This is a genomic window from Persicimonas caeni (assembly GCF_006517175.1).
GTDB classification, from domain to species: Bacteria; Myxococcota_A; Bradymonadia; order Bradymonadales; family Bradymonadaceae; genus Persicimonas; species Persicimonas caeni.
In genome coordinates this window covers 4,294,794-4,316,307 of sequence record NZ_CP041186.1, presented here as the reverse complement: position 1 = coordinate 4,316,307, position 21,514 = coordinate 4,294,794, and the positions used below count along the sequence as shown (strand labels likewise).

The following is a 21,514-nucleotide window of genomic DNA, read 5'->3' as shown; positions in this document are numbered from 1 at the left end:
ATGGCCGAGCGGATCGACATCCCGACCCCAGAAGACATCCAGAAGCTCGATGGTGCGAGCGCTCGGGGTCTTCTGCGTCAGCTCGCCGCGCTCATTGCCACGCTCTACGCGCTCATCGACGACTTGCGCGAGACGATCGCTCGCCAGAGCCATCAGCTCGAGCAGTTTCAACGGGCGATGTTTGGAAGCTCGTCGGAGCGACTGCCGTCGCTGAAGACCCAGCTTCGAAAGAAGCAAGCGCGCCGGGAGACTGCCGAGCAGAAAAAGGAGCGGCTGCACAGGGCGCAAAAGCGGCGCGAGAAAAACGCCGAGAAGAAGCGAAAGGCCGCGCGCAAAGAGGTGGTCGAGCATCCCATCGTCGAGCCCAATTGCCACGGCTGCGGCCGACACTCCCACCAAGCAAGCCCGCTGGCCGATGCGGTCAGCTACGAATACGAGTACGTGCCGGCGCATTTCGTGCGCCGTGAGCACCGCCAGCATCGCGCGGTGTGCGAGTGCGGCGAGTTTCTGTACGGCCAAACGCCTCAGCGGGTCTGCGAGGGCGGGATGTACGGGCCGGGGCTGCACGCCAACGTGGTGGTGTCCAAGTGTGCCGACAGCCTGCCCATCGAGCGGCAGGCAAAGCGGCTTCGCCGCGTCGGTATCCCGATGAACAAGAGCACGCTTTTGGACCTGTACCACCGCACCGCCTGGCTGTTGCGGCCGCTGTGGGCCTACTTGGTCGGCGACGTCGCCCAGAGCGCGGACGTCTCGGCCGACGAGACCCCGATTCGGGTGCAGGCCAAGGGAAAATGCCGGCGCGGATGGATGTGGACGTTTATCGCGGGCAAAAAGATAAGCTACGTTTACAGCCCGTCTCGCGGCGGCGAAACCCCGGTGCAGGTGCTCGGCGGGACCACCGGCACCCTGCAGGTCGACGGCTACACCGGCTATAACAAGGTGACCTGTCCGAGCGGCCGCGAGCGCGCCGGCTGCTGGGCACACGTGCGCCGCAAATTCTTCGAAGCGCGCTCCACGGCCCCTGTGGAGGCCGACCACATGATGTCTCAGATTTTGGAGCTCTATGGGGTGGAGTATCTTGCGGCAGACGAGCCAGTTATCGGAAGTAAGCCACATTTGCTGCTTACGCTGCGCCAGACGAAGAGCACAAAGATAATCGGCGGTATTTTTGAGTGGCTCGATGTCCAAAAGCCGCTGCATCCGCCCAAGAGCCCGCTGGGCCGCGCCATCAACTACACGCTCAAGCAGCGCGAGGCGCTCAGCGTCTTTCTGAACAATGCGCAGGTCAGCCTCGACAACAACCTGAGCGAGCGAAACCTGCGGCTCATCGCGCTGGGCCGAAAGAACTTTCTCTTCGTCGGAAATGATCAGGCCGGCGAGAACTTGGCCATCCTGCAATCGCTCGTGGCGACCTGCATCGCCAACGACGTCAACCCCCAGGACTACCTGGCCGACGTCTTGATGCGCATCCAAGACCATCCTCAGTCAGCCATTTCGGAGCTGATGCCGTACAACTGGGAGCCTCAGGATTGAGATGCGGGGCGGGTTTGCGGTAGGGTTGAGCTATGCAACGATGTCTGCCAGTCGGTTACCGCGCAATTGCATGCGTTTGGTCCGCCAGCACGGCATGGAGTCGCGCATTGCGCGGCGCGGAATCGAATCGAACGAGAAACTCGGTCGGCATCGCTGGGTTGTCGAGCGTACGATGTCATGGTTCGACGACTACCGAAAAATTCGAATTCGAGATGAACGAAACTCCAACAAAACATGATGTCAGATACCATGTTATCCTGGATTAGCGGCGGTTCGGCTTGTCGGGCTGCCGCGGCAATTTGATGCTGACTTGCTCGACGGCTTCGCTTTGCACCAGCCGGGACAACGCGGAGAAGGAGTCCGCCTTGACGAGAATCACTGCGATGCGCCCGTCGTCCTGACTCATGACCGCAGTCGCTTCGAGCCCGGGGCAGGCGTTGACGAAAGCCAGCGCACGCTCCATGTCGAGGTGGAGGCTCGCCGAGATATGAGCTCGCCGCTTCCACAACAGTGGGGAGTAGTTGCCCAGCCGCTCGCGTGCCGCCGTCGAGAGTTCCTTTGGACTTTGAACTGCTCGATGGGACGCGCACTTTTTAGGCTCGGCATCGTCCCATCGGTCGAGTGTCTCATCGAGGGCGAAGCGATCGCGAAGCACCTCGACTTGCCGTGGCAACCAATCGGAGTATTGGCGCCCACGCCCCTTGCGCTGGTACCAAGCGCCGCGTTCACCGGTCGTGGCGGCGATCTTTTTATCGAGCAGGTACGCCGCCGTCGGAATCGTCACCTCGACTCTGGAGTGCGGCAGTGTCAGCAGACCAGGCTCACCGACCGCCAGGCGCCCTTGGCTGCTCACGGTCCCGAGGACCTTCGCGTCGGCGTATGTCTCGAGGGTGCGCGCCACCAACTCGCAGGCTTCTTCACAATCGCGGTCGATCAGCACCCGGACGCGTGCGACAGGTCCTGAGGAGGCCGCGCTTCGAGTCGACTTCTGGTTGCCGGCAGTCAGCCCCTCCCACACCTTCGCGGATCGTTCGGTTCGCTCGCTGTGCTGCGCTCGATAAGCCTCTCGCAACGCGTCGACAATGTCGGCATCGGCGCGCACCACTTGGCGAAGTGGCTGCAGTCGATCATGGCCCGTGAGTTGTTCCACCAGTGGCCAGATCGCGCGCGGGTCGCTGCCACGACTGCCGCGAAGGTCGACAATGACGCCCGGCGATTCCAACACGCGCTCGAGCGCGGCATCGACGCCCTTCCAATCCTTCGCACCGGGCTCTTTGAAGTACCGGACACCGATGACGCCGACATCGGAGTTTGGCTGCTGGACTGCAAAGAGTTGCGGGGCACCCGCGGCGACGTTGTCTCCGCTGGAAGACCCCTCGTAGGGTAATCCTCCCGAGGTGGCCCGGCGAGCGCGACACCGCTGCGCCTTTCCCAACGACGCGAATAACTCGGGGCGAACCAGCTTCGTCAGCACGCTACCCAACGCATCGCACAGAGTCCGGGGGGTGTGCTCTTGCTCTCCAGTCTTACGCAGCTCCCTCTCGAAGCTCGTCCATGCGGCCGGTGTCACGAAAACAGCGCGCGGCCCATACGCCTCGCGCATCGTGCGCAACACCACCTGGACATCACGATCGAGTTGCTCGGCAGTAAGCGTCGCCTCGGGGGCGACGACGGCCAACTGCTGCGAGCTCTCCTCCACCGCGCGTTCTGCTGCAGGCTCAGCGGGTGGCTTCGAAGCCGGCTTGGTGCTGGTGCATCCGACGCCGATCACTCCCGCGACTCCCAGCAAGACTGAGACAAATGCGCGCATCGGTTTCATAAATGCTCCCTTTGCAGGTGTGAAGGAGGCGGTTGCACCGGTTTTCTTCTTCTCGGGCCAGCCAATGGATCATATCCACGAATGTCACAGCCAAACAAGGCTGCGCGCGAGCCTGCCAGACGATCACGAGGCCCTGCAATACGGTATCCGACACCGTGCGGTAGCCGGTTGTTGAGGCAGCGCTTCGCCCTCGACAAACACATATGGTTGCCGAGTCGACAATCCGCCCCCCACGGCCGCTTTCTCAGGCCGAAGGGGGGCAGCCGCCGAGAGGCGGCGGGGGGTTGAGGTGACGAACCGGCAAGGCACACGCTTCGCATGCGCCAAGCAGACCAAGATGGTCTGGCTCCGAAAGCGCAGCAGAAGGGCATGGGGAACGTGCTTCCCGTACGCCCCACCCACCAGTGGGGCCGCGATTCGGCTTCGGAGTCAGTACGCCTGGTCGGCCGCCTTCGGTCGCAAGGTCAGGGTGTCGGAGCGCACAGGCATGCCGTAGGCGCCAATGTCGCGACGACCGGCGACCGTGGTCCGAAATGCTGAGACTCGTCGAACGCAAAACGCCCCGAAGTGATCGGAGGATCAGCTCGGGGCGCTCGATGTCTTAGATGACGTGCAATGTGGTGAACTACCGCAAGCCGCGCTCACCCGCGTGAAATGGGCTTCGTCGGGGAACGTACTTCCCTTACGTCGCGGGCTTCGTCGGGGAACGTACTTCCCTTACGTCGCGGCAAAGTAAGCCAGTGCATCTCGTTCGATTGAGGCCATTTCTTCAAAGTATTCCACGCCCCACGAGCTGCTCCAGTGGTGGGAATCAGAATCGAATGCCAACTCCAGTACGGTCCCTCCACCTTCGGAAGTCTCCGCGTACGTGCGCACTCGCTGACTCGCCACGAAGACAAACAAGTCCGCAGACATGACAATCGCTCCATCACGATTCCGCATCAACGAAGCGTTCCCGTAGTAGGTTGGCTTGGGCGAACTGAACCGAACACGATCGTCAGTCGCCATACAAGCCTTTAGAACAAATGAATTAAAGCCTTCGATACAGTCAACGCGTACAGCTGAAACTTGATGCCCTGTAACGAGGCTCAACTCCTGTTCGCACCATTCCTCAAACCTCGCCTGAAAAGCCATATCCGCTCGACCCGCCAAGTCCCAAGTTCGCTGTCCTAACAAAACCTGCCTGTCACCTTCATTAAAATATTCCATCTAGAACCTCACAGCTTCATGTAGGCTTCCCAAAGCTCATGGGTGAGCCACTTAACGTCTATTTGTCCATTTTCACCAATTGACACCTCAACGAACTGCTCTCCCTTCTTCCACGTTCACCCGCATGGAATGGGCTTCGTCGGGGAACGTACTTCCCATACGTCATAGGTAGAGTGTCCGACCGGTTTTTTCATCTCCACCGGCAGACCTTTTGCGCCGGTACCTGCCTGAAAGTCGTACTTCTTGCCGCCAGACGACGCGTAATAGCGCCCAGCCATGCTGTCGTAGTGGAGTCGGCCATCACCAGTGACTCGGAGCGCACAGGCATGCCGTAGGCGCCAATGTCGCGATTACCGGCGACCGTGGTCCGAAATGCTGAGACTCGTCGAACGCAAAACGCCCCGAAGTGATCGGAGGATCAGCTCGCGGCGCTCGATACCGAGGCTGCGCGCGGCCTCTTTTAGGCGGGTGGGCTGACAACGGGCCGACGCTCGACACGTGGTCGCGTCTTAGACGACAGACCCTGGCCAGGCGTTGCGACGGGTGGGCATAGGGAGGATGGCCTTCTCGGGCGAAGAGGGTTGCCGGGAGGTCGCCACATCGACCACATGTCGAGGCCTCCCACGGCGCCCTGGCCCCCCCCTCGCGAGGCTCGGGTCGGACCCGGCTACAGAGGCCTCAGCAAACCACAGCCCAAGACTACTTGGTCGATTCGCTCCCGGCGCGCTCGGCGTCGCTTTCCCTGCGGCTGCGCTCACGAAAAAACGTCGCATGACCGCATAGAATGCGCTTCGTCGGGGAATGTACTTCCCATACGTCACTGTGAGGACGTTGCCGCGGATGTCGTAGGTCGTCTGGGTGACGAGTTGCTCGCCGGTCTCAAGGCGCCGAAACGGTGGCCACCGTCCGCCCCCGGCGCGTCACACTCGGCTCTTCCTCGCCTGCAACACTCGGCAAAACCGCACCAACGCTTCTCCGTACGACTGGCTGGCACCGTTGGCTGCTTGCCTCGGCCCAAATGGCGCTGGCCTCTGCGATCGCGTCTCGATATTATCCCTCCATAGCAGCATTTCCATTGAGAGCGTGCTCGAACACCCGCTCCTTATTTCTGTCAATGGTACATGGAGATGCTGCCATTTTGTCTTGCTCAAGAAAATCCTCCTTTACCGACGGTCAGTCTCCGGTCACACCCGGCACCGTTGGCTGACTGGAATCAGAGCCGGCTGCTGGTCTACAAGTTTTCGCATTGGAGGTCGGTTGTATGACTGCTGTAAAGTACACCCATACTGCCTGATGCCAGATCCGGCCGAAAGAGCGACCTCCGTTTTTTGTTTTTGCTACACTCTCCGCCGTCTTGGGGGTTTCCGGACGGCAACTAGTTAGCCATTGTTCGGAGTTAGATGGGAAGTTGGCCCGGAAGAGTTTTTTTTCTTGCTGTGTTTTTTTTAACTTGTTCGATCGTCTACACAATCGAACCGCTACTCCCTTTGATAACTCAAGATTTCGAGAGGGAAGCTGCTCGGGGAGGTCATCTGATTGTATCGCCCGTTGTTTCGACGGGTGTACCCCGTTGGAGAGTAATCGAAGGCAAGGCGGAACTTCTAGAAAACCCGTATTGCGAAGGGGGTACGGACTATGGAACTGGCTTTGTTTCGATTGAGTGGCCTCGCGATTTGTCTCCGCCAATGTTTCAGACTTCCTTCTACCCACTTTGGGCCACTCGCGATTACGACCATATCTTAATCCAAGGGGATGTTGTTGGTTGCAGTATTTTTCCTCAAGAGCAGAACGTACGGTGGGCGTTTTCAGACGTTCGCGTCAAACGATGGGTGACGCGTGATAAGTTGATCTATGCGTTTACAGAAAAGGGGAGGGTTCCTGCGTGCCTGATTGTGATGTTAGGCCTGGTACTTGCTGTTGGGTTTGGTGGTCGCATTTATCGGCGAGTGAGCACGTTGGCATGACCCCAGTTGTTCGTTCTTTTTGCAATGGACCGTCGAGCTTGCTCGGTGGTGGGAACGATTATTGCGACATGCATTGGGCCGTCGTCACGGAGAGTTTCGGGCTTTGATTGAAAGGGACCTCATCCCTGTTTTCGATGGTTCCAGTCTGGTGCGTGTCGAGTGCGAAGCCGCAGCACTGGCTGATATCGGTGCACCTCCATCGCTTATGGCGATCACATACAAGGCTCTACGGCGATTAGCCATTGCCGCGGGAGCGGTCCAAGGTCTAGCTCATTTCTCCATCGTCTTATGGTTAGGTGTTTCGGTTGGTGAGAGCTTGGGTGATAGCGCCCCTCCGGACCTCATCATTATCTTGGCGGCTTTCGTTGTGGGGCTTTTAGCCGTAATTGTGGGAATGGGAGTAATCTGGTCGCGGGGGGTACAGTGAAGGTAAAGCCACCCGCGAGTTGGTACGTCAGGCAAAACCTAGGATTTGTCGCGAGCATCTCCTGCGGGCATCCGGTTCGGATCGTACGCTCGCGCGATCAGGCTCAGATGGCTGAAGCGCAACTACAAGTTGCTGAATACTTCGGAGAAGCTCGCTACGTAGTTCCTGCCGTTGCCTACAGTCCTGACGAGAGCTTGTTGCCCAACAAACGGGAACCACGTTCCCCGACGAAGCCCATTATATGCGGCTGAACACCACCCTGCTCGTCGTAGCGTCCGGCCGCCTCGGCGGGCGAGGCCCGCGCTCGTTGGCCGAAAGCGGCCAAGCTGGCCGCGCTCCTGCCCCGCTCCTGCTCTCGAACCCTCGCCCAGGGCCTCGCCCCCGTGGGCGACCATTGCAGCAGGGCTCGGCGGGGGCGTGGGGGGGCGTGGGGGCGAGGTTGGGGAGGTCTCGCGGTGGCCAAAGATTTGTCGGTGCGGGGTTCGAGGTGCGTGATCGCGAGTCGCAACATGTGTCGGCGAGGGGCTCGTGTAAGCCTCGGCGAGGGGTTGGGGCAGCTCGAGGAGAGGTGGGGCAAGCGGGATCGGCTGCCGGTGGATGGCTCGAGGGGCCGTGGGGGGAAGGGGCGCCGAGGGCTCGCCGGTGGTGGTGATGGGGTTGCCGGGAGGGGCGCGTCGGGGGTCGTTCGACTGGAGATCACGTTGCTGCAACCTGTCGACGAGTTGGTTTGTCGGTCGCGATCATGCACCGCGAATATGTCGGCGAGCAATTTTCTCGCTCGTGGTCATGCACCTGCAATATGGGGCGATCCGGTTTTGTCCCTCATCGAGGGGTTGCAGGGAGGCTGGACCGTCGGAGTTTGCAGGTCGTCAGCAGGTTGAGCGGAGGCTTGCGACGCGCGGCTTGAGGGTCGCTGGAGGGTTGGAGGAAGGGGACGAGGTCGCTTTCGGCGGCAGGCGCGCGGGCTGCGCGGAGCCAGTGGGGTCGAAAAAGGTCGACGCGCTCCACGCGGAGGAGTGGGGGCGCGTCGGCCTGTTTTGCAAATCGAGAACGCTAGGTTGTCACCGGGTCGTCGACAACGTCCTCGTCGACGACCGGGTTGACGTCGGCGTCCTCGATGGGCTCGCCGGCCACATCGACCACGTGTCGAGGCCTCCCACGGCGCCCTGGGCCCCCCCCTCGCGAGGCTCGGGTCGGACCCGTCTACAGATGCCTCAGCAAACCACGCTTCGGCGTCGCTTCGCCTGCGGCTGCGCTCATCAACAACGTCGCATGACCGCATAGAATGCGCTTCGTCGGGGAATGTACTTCCCTTACCGGGGGCAACGCTAAATAGCCGTTCACAATAATGACTCACTTCTCGCTTGCGCTGAACGACGATGACTGCGTTGCTCGTTCTCCACGATGCGCTGCATCGCGTCGGCCTCGCGCCTTGTCCTCGTCGCTCAGTGCGGCGCGATTTAAGTGAGTCATTATTACGAACGTCTATTTAGTTCTCTCGTCGACCGGCGCCGGTCAGGCATACCGGGCCTCGATCTCCTCGAAGATCTCGGCCAGCTGCGCGTCGCTGAGGCGCTCGCCTCGGAAGCCCTGGTGCACCGGGTAGTCGTGGCGGCGGGCGAACTCGACGACCTCGGTCCAGCGTTGGCGGTGGTTGTCGCTCATGCCGCAGTAGACCTGGCCGTCTTCGGCCCAGAACAAAGCGAGCGTGGCGACGGAGACGACCTGGTGGTCGTCGCCGGTGTCGGGGTCGTGCTGGAGGTCGAGGCGCGGCAGGACGCGGAGCTCGTCGTCGAGGGCCAGGGGCACGCGGGCGAGGGCGTCGTCGATGACGCTCAGACTGACCTGGGCGTAGGTCTTGAGCGGGGATTCGCGAAGCTCCTCGTCGGCCCAGGCGTAGGTCTTGCCGTCGCGGGCGACGCGGCCCACCGTGTTGACCACGGCGGCGGCCTGGCGGGTGGTGGGGCTGGTGCAGTGCTCTTCCTTCGCGGGGCTCGACTGCGAGCCGTCGATGATCTCGCAGAGCGTCTCGTCGAGCGCGATGGGCAGGTCGGCGGCCTGCTTGGCGTCGGTCAGGTCGAGGGCGCGCACGAATTTGGCGGCGCCCACGGCCGCGTCGAGGCCGGCGGCGTCGAGCTCGTTGGCGACCAGCGCGAGCCTGGCGAGCATGCGCTGGGTGACCGGGTCGTCGGCCAGGTGCGCGTCGAAGAAGGTATTTGCTTCTTTGGAAAACTCTTGCATCTCGTACCTCGATCCAGTTGCCGTCTCGAACACCGTTCGTCTGAACTACCTTGCGTGTGTCGCCAATTCAAGTGGCGCCGTCAGGCGCGACCCAGTCGGTCGAAGAGGCGCTGCGGGTCGCCGCGCCCGACGCGCAGCTTGGGTCGGCGCGTCTTCAGGTGCGGGGAGGCGTCGATGGAGTCCCAGTGCAGCCAGATGTTGAACTTGAGGTTGGGGGCGGTCGTCGCGCGCAGGTCCTTCCAGCCCAGGTGGCGGGCGACGGTGCGGTAGACCTTGCGTTTGGCGCCGCCGGGCCGGCCCTCCCAGCCGGCGCGGATGGCCCCGGCGAGGAGGTCGGCGAGTTGGATGCCGCGCGTCGAGCGGCTGTCGACGCGGCGGAAGTCGGCCACCGGGTTGCGGCGGGTCTCGCCGCGCTTTTTGGCCGCGGCGGTCAGGATGCGAAACTCGCGGCGGGTCAGCGTGCGCGTGGTCTCGCCGACCTGGTCGACGACCACCTCGAAGTCGCGCGGGCCGCCCGGCAGCGCGTCGAAGCGCTCCATGCAGGTGGTGAGCATCGTGCACAACAGCTTGCGGTAGGCCAGCGCTGCGGACGAGCGGCCCCGGAAGATGCGCATCTTGCTCTTCTTGACCCACAGCGACTGGAAGCAGACCCAGGGCGTCTCGAAGAACCAGCGCAGCGCCCGTTGGCGCGCGGCGAGCGCGTGGCTCATGCTCCACTTGAGCTCGCGGCGACACCCCTCGGCCCGGCAGATGCGGTCGACCGCCCGCTCGAGGGCGTCGACCCGGTCCAAGGGGCACCAGATCGAGCCCCACCCGAAGTAGGCGCAATTGTGCGTGCCCGTCTCGTCGCAAAAGATGGCCATCTTGCGAGGCATATGTCGTCCCTCCGTCCTTCGGCGTATGCGTTGTGTCCGTCGACCGACGAGGGGGACAACACCCCCTCCTTACGGTTTTCGGCAGAGATGGCCGAATCGTTGCGTTCTTTTTGCCAAATCGCCGCGAGAAGGGGCGCTGGCGGGGGTCTGCTCTGTTTGGTGCCAAGACGTCGGCAGACGTCACGCTGGAGGAACGGGGCTATCTCCCTCGGGCTTTAGCGCCTGCACCAGCGCACGGAGTTCCTCAAGTTCGGTGCGCAGAAGACCACCGACGCTCTGGGCCTCTAGCCACTCATGTAGCGCGCGGTTGATGAGGGTTTGATAGCTTCCGTCCGGCCCTGCCAACTGCTTGAAACGCTCGACGATGTCGGCATCGAGCCGGATAGTGAGTTGCTGCTTGCGTTTCGCAGCCTGCTGGAGCCGCTTGCGCAGCGCGTCGGGTCCTCGACCGAGCGTCTCGCGATCCTCGGGAACCTCGCGATACTCTTCGGGCGGGTTCGACTCATTTCCTGAACTCATATTCCCACTCCTTGCTAGCATCAAAGGCGGTGACGAGACGTACCAAAGGAGCGTCTTCGTCGGTGAAAATCACCTGCAGCACTCGACCGCTCCTGGTCTGGCCCACAGCCATCAAGCGTTCCGGATTTCCCTGCGGGTCCTCTTCGTAGAGGGTCAGCTTCCCCTCGAAAACATCGACCACCTCGCCAAAGTCCACGCTGTGTTTGTCTCGTACTTGCTCGTACTTGTGCTCGTCCCACACGTATCCGATGTCCATGTCGTTTCCTGCCTATGCAAACAATCGCAAATAGCGCGCAGGACATCGTGAGCCATTACGATTGTAGTTACACGATTCCTGATGGTCAATTTACACAAACGACGCAAACAATCGCGCCCCCTCCTTACGGTTTTCGGCTGAAGGGGGCGAATCGTTGCGTGTTTTTTTCGAAATCGTGCCCGGAGGGGGCGCTGGCGGGGGTCGCTCTGTTTGGCGAGCGCCCGGTCGAGGGATTTAACTCTTGCGCATGAGCGCTTCGAGCGCCTCCCAGATCTGCTCGGGGTCCACCGAGGCCGAGGTGACCTGCTCGAGGTCGCCGCCCGAGAAGACGATGGCGAGGGCGGTGCCGTGCACGACGTAGACCAACTCGTCGGGATCAGCGCCCTCGGCTAGCACGCCCTGCTCCTTGGCCTGGCACAACAGGGAGAGCACCGTGGTCATCGAGTCGTGCTTGAGTTGGCGCACACGCGTGGCCGCCTCCTCGGGACCTGCCTTGGCGAGGTCATCCGAGAAGAGCACCTTGAAGATCTCGGGGCGCTCGCGGATGAGCGCGACGCGGCGCTGGATGAACCCGCCGAGTTGCTCGAGGGGGTCGTCCGCCTCCTCGACGGGCGCCGTGGTCTGCACGAGCATCGCCTCGAGGCGCTTGACCGCCTCGAGCACGATATCGTCTTTGTCGGTGAAGTGGCGAAAGATCGTGCATTCGGACAGGCCCAACGCAGTTTCGCTTTCCGAAGGGAGAATGAGGGTGCTCAGTCGGCTCCGGTGCGCCGCCACGCCACGAAGCCGGCGTCGACAAGGGCGACCAGGTGGACGATCCAGCCGAGCAGGACGAACCACAGCAGAAAGCCCAGCACGATGAAGATCGCTCCCTTGAGCCACTGGCGGTTGAAGAACTGGCCCAAGCCCGAAAAGAGGATACTCAACAGGACGGCCACGACGACCATGAAGACGCGATAGCTCAACGGCTTTTCGCGGGAAGTCTCGTCGAGCGTGGCCGACGGGGCGGACCAGATGTCGTCGTTGTCGTGTTTCATGCGATTGAAGTCGTGTTTGAAAGAGCGCCACACTATCACCAGCGCTGGAAACGCTGCCTCCCAAGAGTCTACCCCTCGCCCCACCTCTTCGCCACCTCCGCCTCCAACGGCCCCGGCGCACACCTCTTCAAATGCGCGTTCAGGCTGTCGGCCAACGCTCTCTCGAGCACCGCCCCGGCCTCGTCGGCGTAGCCCGCGTCGGCCTCGACGATGAGTTCGTCGTGCAAGACGATCGACGGGCGGGCGCGGTCGAGGTCGAGGGTGTTGCACGCCTGCAAGAGCGCCGACTTGATGATGTCGGCCTCGGTCATCTGCAGCACGTAGGCCAGCGTCGTGCCCGGGTGGAGGTCGTCGCCTTGAGGGTCGAATTGGCAGCGTCGGCCGCTCGGGGTGACGACCGAGCCGCGCTTTTGCATGGCGTGGAAGAGGTCATGGCGGTAGCGGCGAACCTTAGGAAACTGTGCGAAGAAGCGCTCGATGAGCGCGGCGGCCTCGTCGGCTGTGACCTCGGCGCCGAAGCCGGCGGCGTAGTCGACGAGTTTGCGCGCGCCCATGCCGAGCAAGACGCCGAAGCTGACCGCCTTTGCCTGGGAGCGTTGCTGGTCGTCGGGCGGCTCGCCGAACAGCTGGGTGGCGATGGCGCGGTGGACGTCTCGTCGGCTCTCGAAGACGGCGAGCAGGCCCGGGTCGCCGCTCAGGTCGGCGGCGATACGTAGCTGGGCCTGGGAGATGTCGACGCTGACTAGTACTCGGCCGTCGGCGGCGTGCAAGTACTTGCGGGCGCCTTTGGAGATGCTCCCGAGCGGGGGCTTCGACCACGAGAAGCGCGCCGTGCTCGTGCCGAGTTGGTCGACGGTCGGGTGCGGTCGTCCTGCTTGTTGCCCTGCTTGTTGCCCTGCCGCTTGTCCGGATTCGGCCGAGGTCAGCGGCACGTCGAGCAGGCGCAACTCGTTGGCGCGCGTGACCATCTGGCGCCAGCGTCGGTAGGCGGTGAGCCAGCGCGCGGCGGGGCAGTCGGCGGCGTCGGCGGCGCGGGCGAGCGTGGTGTCCTGGACGTTGTCGAGCAAGACGCCCTCTTCTGCAAACCGCGCGCGAATCTCGCCGGCGCGGTGCAGGTTGGCGCAAGGGCCGACGAATTGCTGCAGCGCCTGCTCGACGCGTGTGCAGTTGGCTTCGAGCTGTTCGCGCCGCAGGTCGACGGCGTCTTGGTCGATGCAGGGCGCTGCGCGCTCCATGGCGGCGACGTCGACCGCGATGGCGTTCTCGAGCCTGCAGGTTTCGGTCAGGTCGTGGTCGTCGACCGCCTCGTACAGCAGGTCGGCGAGGCCGAGCGGGGTGAGGGGCTCGGGGCTCAGCTTGCGGGCGAGGCGCCAGCGGCTAAAGGGGACGGGCAGGCTCTGGCGGCGGTTGTTCAGCAGGCGTACGGCCAGCTCGAGGGTGCGTATGGGCAGCCTTCTGAGTTGCGCGTAGGGGACGCGGTCGAGCAGGTGGCGAAGGTCGTCGGTCGTCGAGACGACGAGGGTGTCGAGCGCGCCCAGGGTCTTCCGTACAGGCGCTTCGCCCAGGACCGTGGACTCGATGACGAGGCGAGCGCCGTCGGGGAACGAGAGCCACACAAACTCGGGGTTGGCGTCGAACTCGAGGTGCAGCGTGTCGTGGTCGGCGAGCTCTTTAGCAAGGTCCGACGAGCGAGTGTGGGGCCAGTAGTCGAACGCCGGGACGGACGCGTCTGCGTCGCCTTCGTGGGCGCTCTTGGGGAGCTCGTCCAGCGGGACATGGCCCGAGCCGATGGTGTTCAAGATACCTTCGGCGTCGGCGCGGAGTTCGAGGTCGGCGAGGGTCTCGGAGAGGTGCTCGCCGTAATAGGCGGCGAGCCACGGGTCGAAGAAGGCGACGGGTGCGCTCTCCTCCTCGGCAGCCATGCGGGCTCGATTGCGCGGCCGGACGTGCTCGGCGCGAAACGGCAGGTCGCGGCCCAGCAACCCGCGCAGCGCGACGACGGTGTGCTCGGGCCCCTCGGCGTGATCGGCCGCCTGTTGGAAGACGCGCAGGATGCGCTCGGGCGGCAGGTTGCTCTGGCGATGCCACGCCTCGAATGGGAGCCCGCCGTCGGTCTTGCTGGCCGGACATTTCTGGCGAAAGCATCGCAACACCCGGTCGGGCGTCATCCAAGCGGTGCGCTCGCCGCACAGGGGACACCAGACCCAAACACTGCGACTGCCCGAGCCGCGAAAGAGCCCGAGGTCGCGGCACGCCTGCTCGAGCCCGTCGGGTACGCCGTCGGAGCGCGACGAGGAAGTCGACGGCGCGGGCGCCCGCCCCTCGAGCCGGCCGACGAGCGCCTTCCAGGGCTCGGAGCGGTCGGTCCGGGGCAGCATCACGCCCGCGAAGATGTCGCCGAGGTGGCCGACACGCTCGACGCCGCCCTCGCGGGCAGCCTTCGCCCACACGAGGCTGCACTTTTGGAGCAGGCGCGCCTCGTCGGCGGTGAGCGTCGGGCCGATGAGCGCCGGGTCGAGCGGCAAGCGCAGGCCTGCATTGGGTCCGTCAGGCTCGCCTGGATGCTGGCTGAGCGGCAGGCGAACCGGCCCCGGCTTGGTGCGTAGTGCGCCCTTGTCGAGTGTTGGGAAGTCGGCGTCCAGCTCGTCGATCCGCTGGCGCAAGCCCGCGTAGGCATTGGGAGGCAAGAGCCGAGAGAACAACACGCCCACGCCACGCCGACCGCTGAGCACCAGCGTGTAGTCGCCGACGACGAAGCGCCCGTCGACGAAGCCGCTGGCCTGCAGCCCCGACTTTTCGAGCAGCTCGTGGAAGGCGAAGGCGTCGGCGTAGGCGAGTTCGACGGCCGCCTCGAGCGGGTCTTTGTGCGAGCAGGTCGACGCGGTGTGCTGGGCGGCGCAGTCGCGGCACGGGGCGTCGAAGTCGACGTTCGCCCAGGCCATCGAGGTCGAGAACCCGCTGCGCCAAAAGGGCCCTGCCGAGACGTCGAGCGAGTGGACCTGGTGGCTTCGACCGACGGTCTCTTGGCCCGGCCAGCTCTCGACGAGGCTGCGAAGGTCCTCCCCCGGAATGCCGATCTTGATGCTCTTCGAGAAGACGCACGGCTTGAGCACGCCGCGCCAGCCGCGCCCAACTAACCCAATGAGTGAGCTTGGAGGGGCTGCTGGCGAGCCGGTTGTGCGGGGTTCTAGCTGTGCGAGATAAGCGTCGAGGCCCATGGGCGGCCAGCTTAACGCGCGCTCGGCCGAGTGTCACGATCCAGAGTCGAGAAGGCCAAGCTGCTCGTCGATGCGCCGAACGGCGTCGAGGTCGCCCAGGCCGCGTCGCTGCTCGCGTGCGTCGACGAGCAGCGTGCGTGCGACATCGCTGCGGTCGCGCGCGCTCGCCTCGCCTGCCGCCCACTCGAGCAGGCGGGCCAACTCGAGCACGACCTTGCCCGTCTGGCGCACCGGCTCCATGGCGCTCAGGTGGGCGGCGACGTCGGCGTCGGGATCGCGGCGCAACGCGTCGACGATGAGGCCGGCGCGCGCATAGGCCAGCTCGACGAGGCCTTCGGGGAGCACGTCGATGACTCCTTCGAGCAGGCGCTTGGCCGGCTCACCGGTCTGTTGCTCGAGGCGGGACAGACCCACGCGCATGTCGAGCACGGCGAGGGCCACCCCGTGCGACTCGTGCGCCTCGGCGCGCACCTGTTCGACCCATCGAACCAGTTCATCATGGCGACCGGCGCGGCGGGCGCATTCGGCGAGCAGCGCGCGAGCGCCGCTGGCCAAGAATGGCTGGCCGATCTCTTCGGCGATTTGCAGGACCTGCTCACCCCACGCTCGCCCTTGGTCCAGGTGCCCCGCCTCGAGCAGCGTCCAGGCGCCGTACTCGAGCGCGCGGCCCAGTTGCCAGCGCTGACCGGAGGCGCGTGCCAAGGAGACTGCTTTGCGGGCGCAGTCGATCGCCTCGTCGAGGCGGCCGGCGAAGACCAGCATGTAGCCGGCCATGGCGAACGGATGATACCGAAGGACGTCGGCGCCGGCCTCAGTTTGGACCTCGATCGCTCGCTCGATGTTAACCAAGCCCTCGTCGAGGTTACCCGAGAAGAGCTCCCACTGCGCCTGAACGGCGATGGCGCGAGCCTCCAAGGCCGGGTCCGCGAGTTCCCGCGCGAGATGCGCGCCGACCCGAGCAAAGGAGCGGGCGACGAGGTATTCGGAAGTGTTGACGAGGCTGTGGGCCATCGAGATGACAGCGTCGGCCACCAGCGGCGATTTGCGGTCGAGTTCAATATGTGCAGCCGTACGCACGAAGAGTTCGAGAGATTCGCGCGCCCTGCCGCCATCGGCCAAATCGAGCTGATTCTTGGCCAGCGCGAGCAGGGTCTCGAGGGCCTCCTCGTACTGCTCGGCCTCGATCAGGTGATGCGCTCGACGTCGACGCATCGACCAACGCGTACCGGGGCCGTCGTCGACAAAAGCGCGCGCACAGAATCGATGCGCGGCGCGGTAGCGGCCCTGCGAGCGAGCTCGCCGCAGCAGGGTCTCTCGCAACATGGCGTGGATGAAGGAGAACGCCCCCCGGCTCTGGTCGATCAGGCGGGCCGAGGCGAGCGCATCCATCAGGCCTTCGGGTACGCTCACCCGCGCCAACTCACAAACACGCGACCACTCGCCCACGTCGACCTCGAGGCCGAGCGCGGCGGCCAATTCGAGCGCCAACCACCCTGCTCGGCGCGAATCGGCCGCCAAGGTGTCGAGCGCCCGAGCGACGCGCCTGCGCAACGCCTCGTACACATCGCCGGCGAGTTCCGGTCGCGCTCCCTCGACGAGCACAAAGCCCTGACGGGTCGGGCGCAGGATGCCGCGATCGACGCAATCGCCGACGAGTTGGACGGCGAACATCGGGTTGCCGCCGGTACGCTCGGCGAGGGCGCGGGCGTCCTGGGGGCTCAGCTGAGCCATCCGCTCGAGCATTTCGAGCTGCGCCCGGCGGGTCAGCGGATCGACGTCGAGGCGGCGCGTTCGGCCGTGCGCCTCGAGTTGGGCGAGCGCCTCTCGAGCCCGCGCCGAGTCGGCCAGGGCTTCTTCTTGGACCGTAGCGACCACCAAAACAGGCACGTCATCGCGCTCGAGTAGCTCGAGGGCGAACGAGATGCCTTCGAGCCCCCACTGCAGGTCGTCGAGCCACAGGATGCAGGTGCGCTCGGCGCAGGCGGTGGCGACCAGCCGCCTCAGCGCCGAGCGCTGCTGCGCGGGACTGCTCGGCGCCGAGTTCCGGGTGTCCGACTGCCGGTCGACCGCCATCAGGTCGAGCAGCGCCTGTACATCGGGCTGATTGCGCTCGCGGTGTTCCGACACCTCGAGCCAGTCATCGAGGCGCTGCGCGGCCTCGTCACGCGTCTGACCAAAGCAGCGAAACTGCCTGGCAACCATGCCGCCGAGCCCGAGCCGCGGCGCCTCCTGCTGGCCGTGGATTGCTTTCCATCCGTCGGCCACGCCGAGCTCTTCGGCGCGGGCGACCAACCAACGCGCCAGCCTCGACTTGCCGGTACCCGATGGCCCGCGCAGAACCACGCACGCCGACTGCTCGGTACGACTTACCTGAGCCAAGGTCGCCCACAACTTATTCTGGATGCTCTGACGCCCCACAAGTGGAGTGGGACGCATGTGGAAGAGGCCGAGGCCGGCGTTCAATTCGTCGTCGGAGGCGACCGGCTCGTCGAGGTCGAAGCTCGCCGGGAAGGGCGGCGCGACGATGGGCGCGAGCGGTGAAGCCGCGCAAAACTCCATCGTATCGTCGATCGCCGACGGCTCGTCGGGCGAGGTCACCGGCGAATTCTGGGCCGTCAGGTCGAGCTTGATCGTCGAATGACCTTCAGGCAGCGCGATCTCGAAGGGACGGGGAAAGGGGTTGTCGGGCATCGGGGAGAGCCGAACCAGCGCGTAGGCCGCGTCGGCGGCGCGGCGGAATCGCTCGCGGGTATCCTTGGCGAGCAGGCGCCGAAGCCAGCCTTCGAACCCGGCGGGAACCTGAACGTCGGCCGGCAGGGCGGGCAGCGGCTGGTGGGTATGCTTGCGCAGCGTCTGGAGCCAGTGTTCGGAGCGAAACGGCGGCTCGCCGGTGACCAACTCCCAGGCCAGACAACCGACCGCGTACAGGTCAGTCCACGGCCCCTGGTCGCGCGGCGTACCTACAATCTGCTCGGGCGCCACGTAATCGGGCGTGCCCGCGAATGCCTCGCCGCGGCCGGTGTCGATCTGCTCGATGTCGATGCGGGCGATGCCAAAATCGGTCACCTTGGGGGTGAGCGTGCGCCCATCGTCGGCGAGTAGAATATTGGCCGGTTTCAGGTCGCGGTGGATGACCCCGTGAGCGTGGGCGTTCGCCAGTGCGCCGAGCACCTGCAGCAAGAGCGACTTGATTTCGAGCCAGCGAAGCGCTTTACGCTCCTCCAGGCTCGGCCCGTCGACGAGCTCCATGACCATATAGTCTTGGCCGGCACCGACCACATGCCCACCCGTCAGTTCCAAATGGTGGGGCACGCGCCCCAGATCGAGCACACGCACCACATTGGAATGACGCAGCCGCGCGGCGGCGCGCACCTCCTCACGCAGCATATCACGGTGGGCCGCGTCCCCGCCCAGCTTGGCATTGAGAATCTTGAGCGCCACCTCCACACCATCACGTGCGTCGACGGCGCGATAGACCACCGCCATTCCTCCCTCACCCAGGAGGTCGACGATGTCATAATGAGCGACTTGGGGCATGGCTACGACTTGTGAGGGCACGGCTCCGAAAGATGATGCGCCGGGCCCGGCGCGGCGTCAACCGCGACCTGTCGGCAGTGCCCTCGCGACCTGTCGGCTGTGCCCTCGCTCGAACAATCTGCAATCGGCCTTGCTATACGGGTCGATGGCTGTTAGGGCTGGCCTCGGCGAGAGGGCAACCCCCGCTCGCAACATCTTTAGGAAAACCCGCCTTTTCTCTGGTATTTGGTTTTTTCACGCACATCCGCACTGTTGGAACCTAGCATCTTCCTTCCTTCGTAGATTTGCCTGAACAAGTTTAATCAGGTCTAGCTGGTCCATCCAAAAGACGAGCGCTCGACGGTTCGAGCGTTCGAGAAAGACCCTCACGAGTGGTCTCTGCGCGCATTGATAGTCTTGTTTTGCGCAGCGGACCGCACGGGGATTCACTGTAAGAGAGCACCACACTACAAGGAAAAAGCATGTCGAACAGAGTCGAAGGCAAAGTGAAGTGGTTCAACGAAGACAAAGGTTACGGCTTCATCGAGCGCAACGATGGAGGCGATGACGTCTTCTTGCACTTCAACGCGCTCGCACAAACCGGGTTCAAAACCATCGCCGAAGACGCCGCCGTCGAATTCGACGTCGAGATGGGCCCGAAAGGCGCCAAAGCTGCAAACGTGGTCCAGCTCTGAGGAGCGTGACCATCGCTTAGCTCACGCTCGCGTGTAGCCAAGCGTTGAAAGCCCCGGCCCCGCTGTCCGCAGCGGGGGCCGGGGCTTTTTGCGTTCTTGGTGGGTTGGAAGGGTTGCGACGCTCGTCTTGCTCGTCAGCCACGATACCGCAACAACGCCCGCTCGAAGTCCTGGCGGGAGACGACCTCGAGCACCACCAGGCTCGCCTGCTCGGGATCGAGCCGAAAGAACATACGCCAGTGTCGGCCGACGCGGCGGGTGTAGACGTCGGCCGTCCTCAGGCGTTTGACGTCGGTCCAGTGAGCCGTGTCGGCCGTGGCCAACTCGGTGGCGCTCTCGACGGCGCGGCGCACCACCGACGAAGGCAGCCGCCCCATCGCGCTCTCGAAGGCGGCGTCGAAGCGCGGCAGCATGCAGACGGCGCACGAGGCGTCGGGCTCGGCGGCGTCGAGCGCGTCGAAGGCGGCCTCCGCGGTGTCGACGCTGTCGTGAGGGCCGTCGGCTTCGCTCGCCTCGATGCGCTCGTGCAACTGGGAGACCTGCTCGCGAAGCGCGCTTTGCCGCTCGTTCTTCTCGTCGATGATCCCCTTGAGCCGCTCGATCTTCTGGCGCAGGCGGGCCACCTGATGCTCCGGATCTTCGGGAGCGTCTGGACCGGCGGCGTGTGCGGGAACCTTGTCCGCTGGCTTCTCGGCGCGCTCGAGTTGTCGTTGCAGCTTGGCTAACTGCGCCTTGAAGTCCTCGCGCTCGCGGCGCGCCTCGGCGTATTTGCGGCGCAACTCCTCGGCCTCGGCAGCCTCCTTGCGCTGTCGCGCGGTCTCGATGCGCTGCAGCAGGTCGCGAAGCTCGGACTCCATGCGCTCTTCGGCCCAGAAGTCGCGAATCTGTGAGGCGCGGTCGCCGGCGGGGAGCCGCAGCTTGTCACGCGCCTCTTCGACCATCTGGGCGAGCATGTCCGCGTCCTTGGCGTCCTCGCCAGACATCGCCCCGCGGGCCACGAGGATGCCCAACGGAGGGTGGCGGCGAAGCAGCGCGACGGCCAGATCGGCCTGGTCGGGCAACTCGTCGGTGCCCTCTTGGCGAAGCACCCGTAGCGCCGTCTCGGCGAGTTCGGCCACGGTTACGCCCTCCTCGCCGAGGAGCAGGTCGAACTCGACCTGCGCGACGGCCTCCTCGTCCATGAACTGAGTCTGATGGCGCACCACGTCGAGCTCGCCGGCAAAGAGAGCGCGCTCGACCATCCGACCTCGATGCTCCACGATCTCCTCGACGTCGCGCTCTTCCATATGGGCCAGCACACGCGCCGCGTGGTCGAACCAGCCGAACCTGACCAGTTGCTCGAACGCCATGAGCACCCGCGCCTCGTTCAGCTCGTCGAGGTCGAGCGCGATGATCTCGTGAGCCGGAAGCGCCCGAAATTGCTCGTCGGTCAGCTTGCGCGCCACCGCAGGACGCTTGCGCCCACCGCGATTTCCATTCCGCAGGCAACACTTCTTGTATTTGCGTCCACTGTCACACGGACACGGGTCGTTGCGCCCCACCTCGTCGCCGCTTCGCTGCACGGTACGCCCGATGACCACCTGACGCGCGGCGCGCTCGGGCAAAAGCTCGAGGGGCGGGCGGGTGACCATGCGCTCGAACAGGTGCTTCTGCGGATGGGCTTTGGCGAGCTCGACGTGACGCTCGCCGAGCTTGTTCAGCTCCGGGTCGTCGTACAGGCGCACCACCTCGCCCAGAGCGCTCATGGTCGCCTCGTTGAAGGTCATGCGGCACATCAGCCGCAACTGCGACACGGCCTCGGGCGGCGGCTCCTCGCAGCGCCGGCCGATATAATAGGCGAGCGCCAACTCGATCTGGTTATCGATGCGCCCGCTCTTCCACAACTCCATGAGGGCGTCGATCAGGTCGCCCTCGACCGCCCGCACCAGGGCCATATACTTGCCGAGCACGCCAAAGGGATAGGCCAGAAGGGGCTCGAGCACCGCCACGCTCACCGCACAGCCGGCCACGTGCGCGGCGACGACCACCGCCGCAGCCTGCTCGCAGTGCCGCTCCTCGATGAGCGTCCAGACGAGCTCCTCGGCGTCGGCCGCCTCGAAGCCGCGCATCATTCCAGCCAGACGCCGCACGTCGACCTGCCCAAAGCAAGCCTGCCGGACAAACCCGCTCACATCCTCACCAACAGCGTGCATCTCGCACCTCACA

The 21,514-nt window shown here is 64.5% G+C and carries 13 protein-coding genes and 1 pseudogene; 3 read left to right on the top strand and 11 right to left on the bottom strand.

All coding sequences use genetic code 11. The annotated features are described in order from the left end of the window. Complete coding sequence (gene tnpC / locus FIV42_RS15900; RefSeq protein ID WP_168210434.1) at positions 1–1,533, top strand: IS66 family transposase; 1,533 nt, start codon at positions 1–3, stop codon at positions 1,531–1,533. A gap of 82 nt (positions 1,534–1,615) precedes the next feature. Beyond that, positions 1,616–1,762 (top strand): annotated as a pseudogene (locus tag FIV42_RS30915) (IS5/IS1182 family transposase); the annotation flags it as partial. A gap of 33 nt (positions 1,763–1,795) precedes the next feature. On the opposite strand, the gene FIV42_RS15890 reads toward FIV42_RS30915, so the two are convergent. The 10 genes from FIV42_RS15890 to FIV42_RS15845 form a co-directional block, all read right to left on the bottom strand. Then, on the bottom strand, positions 1,796–3,304 hold the full coding sequence (locus tag FIV42_RS15890) for a S41 family peptidase (RefSeq protein ID WP_168210693.1): 1,509 nt from the start codon (positions 3,302–3,304) through the stop codon (positions 1,796–1,798). Between the two features lie 765 nt (positions 3,305–4,069). Next, entirely contained in the window at positions 4,070–4,561 is a 492-nt protein-coding gene (locus FIV42_RS15885) for a hypothetical protein (protein WP_141198642.1), read from the bottom strand. Between the two features lie 3,906 nt (positions 4,562–8,467). After that, positions 8,468–9,193, bottom strand: a complete 726-nt coding sequence (locus FIV42_RS30175; RefSeq protein ID WP_168210692.1) for a hypothetical protein — start codon at positions 9,191–9,193, stop codon at positions 8,468–8,470. An 80-nt stretch (positions 9,194–9,273) separates the two neighbouring features. Further along, on the bottom strand, positions 9,274–10,068 hold the full coding sequence (locus tag FIV42_RS15875) for a DUF3800 domain-containing protein (RefSeq protein ID WP_141198641.1): 795 nt from the start codon (positions 10,066–10,068) through the stop codon (positions 9,274–9,276). A 180-nt stretch (positions 10,069–10,248) separates the two neighbouring features. Continuing rightward, positions 10,249–10,587, bottom strand: coding sequence for a BrnA antitoxin family protein (locus FIV42_RS15870; protein ID WP_222615246.1), 339 nt, complete (start codon positions 10,585–10,587; stop codon positions 10,249–10,251). After that, positions 10,571–10,843: a BrnT family toxin gene (locus tag FIV42_RS15865; protein ID WP_141198639.1), complete on the bottom strand. Its 273-nt coding sequence runs from the start codon at positions 10,841–10,843 to the stop codon at positions 10,571–10,573. The genes FIV42_RS15870 and FIV42_RS15865 overlap by 17 nt, the downstream gene beginning before the upstream one ends. A 234-nt stretch (positions 10,844–11,077) precedes the next feature. Further along, complete coding sequence (locus tag FIV42_RS15860; RefSeq protein ID WP_141198638.1) at positions 11,078–11,560, bottom strand: TetR/AcrR family transcriptional regulator; 483 nt, start codon at positions 11,558–11,560, stop codon at positions 11,078–11,080. Between the two features lie 35 nt (positions 11,561–11,595). Further along, positions 11,596–11,880, bottom strand: a complete 285-nt coding sequence (locus tag FIV42_RS15855) for a hypothetical protein (protein ID WP_222615245.1) — start codon at positions 11,878–11,880, stop codon at positions 11,596–11,598. A gap of 68 nt (positions 11,881–11,948) precedes the next feature. Then, positions 11,949–14,993 carry a DNA polymerase gene (locus FIV42_RS15850; protein ID WP_168210691.1) on the bottom strand — a complete coding sequence of 1,015 codons (3,045 nt, stop codon included), beginning with the start codon at positions 14,991–14,993 and terminating at the stop codon, positions 11,949–11,951. Between the two features lie 138 nt (positions 14,994–15,131). Beyond that, positions 15,132–18,635 (bottom strand): serine/threonine-protein kinase, encoded by a 3,504-nt coding sequence (locus tag FIV42_RS15845; protein WP_141198636.1) that lies wholly within the window; start codon positions 18,633–18,635, stop codon positions 15,132–15,134. A 461-nt stretch (positions 18,636–19,096) separates the two neighbouring features. On the opposite strand from FIV42_RS15845, the gene FIV42_RS15840 reads away from it, so the two are divergent. Next, the gene (locus tag FIV42_RS15840; RefSeq protein WP_141198635.1) at positions 19,097–19,309 is read left to right on the top strand and encodes a cold-shock protein; all 213 of its coding nucleotides are present in this window, start codon (positions 19,097–19,099) and stop codon (positions 19,307–19,309) included. 134 nt (positions 19,310–19,443) lie between these two features. Here the strand turns inward: FIV42_RS15840 and FIV42_RS30730 are convergent, their stop codons facing one another. Continuing rightward, a complete protein-coding gene (locus tag FIV42_RS30730; RefSeq protein WP_222615244.1) occupies positions 19,444–21,501 on the bottom strand; it encodes a YecA family protein in 2,058 nt (685 codons plus the stop codon). Between the last annotated feature and the right edge of the window lie 13 nt (positions 21,502–21,514).

Bases quoted from the DNA above. Each gene is read 5' to 3' on its own strand.
- FIV42_RS15840 (WP_141198635.1), top strand. From the start codon at position 19,097: ATGTCGAACAGAGTCGAAGGCAAAGTGAAGTGGTTCAACGAAGACAAA.
- FIV42_RS15875 (WP_141198641.1), bottom strand. From the start codon at position 10,068: ATGCCTCGCAAGATGGCCATCTTTTGCGACGAGACGGGCACGCACAAT.
- FIV42_RS30175 (WP_168210692.1), bottom strand. From the start codon at position 9,193: ATGCAAGAGTTTTCCAAAGAAGCAAATACCTTCTTCGACGCGCACCTG.
- FIV42_RS30730 (WP_222615244.1), bottom strand. From the start codon at position 21,501: ATGCACGCTGTTGGTGAGGATGTGAGCGGGTTTGTCCGGCAGGCTTGC.
- FIV42_RS15845 (WP_141198636.1), bottom strand. From the start codon at position 18,635: ATGCCCCAAGTCGCTCATTATGACATCGTCGACCTCCTGGGTGAGGGA.
- FIV42_RS15855 (WP_222615245.1), bottom strand. From the start codon at position 11,880: ATGAAACACGACAACGACGACATCTGGTCCGCCCCGTCGGCCACGCTC.
- FIV42_RS15870 (WP_222615246.1), bottom strand. From the start codon at position 10,587: ATGAGTTCAGGAAATGAGTCGAACCCGCCCGAAGAGTATCGCGAGGTT.
- tnpC (WP_168210434.1), top strand. From the start codon at position 1: ATGGCCGAGCGGATCGACATCCCGACCCCAGAAGACATCCAGAAGCTC.
- FIV42_RS15865 (WP_141198639.1), bottom strand. From the start codon at position 10,843: ATGGACATCGGATACGTGTGGGACGAGCACAAGTACGAGCAAGTACGA.
- FIV42_RS15885 (WP_141198642.1), bottom strand. From the start codon at position 4,561: ATGGAATATTTTAATGAAGGTGACAGGCAGGTTTTGTTAGGACAGCGA.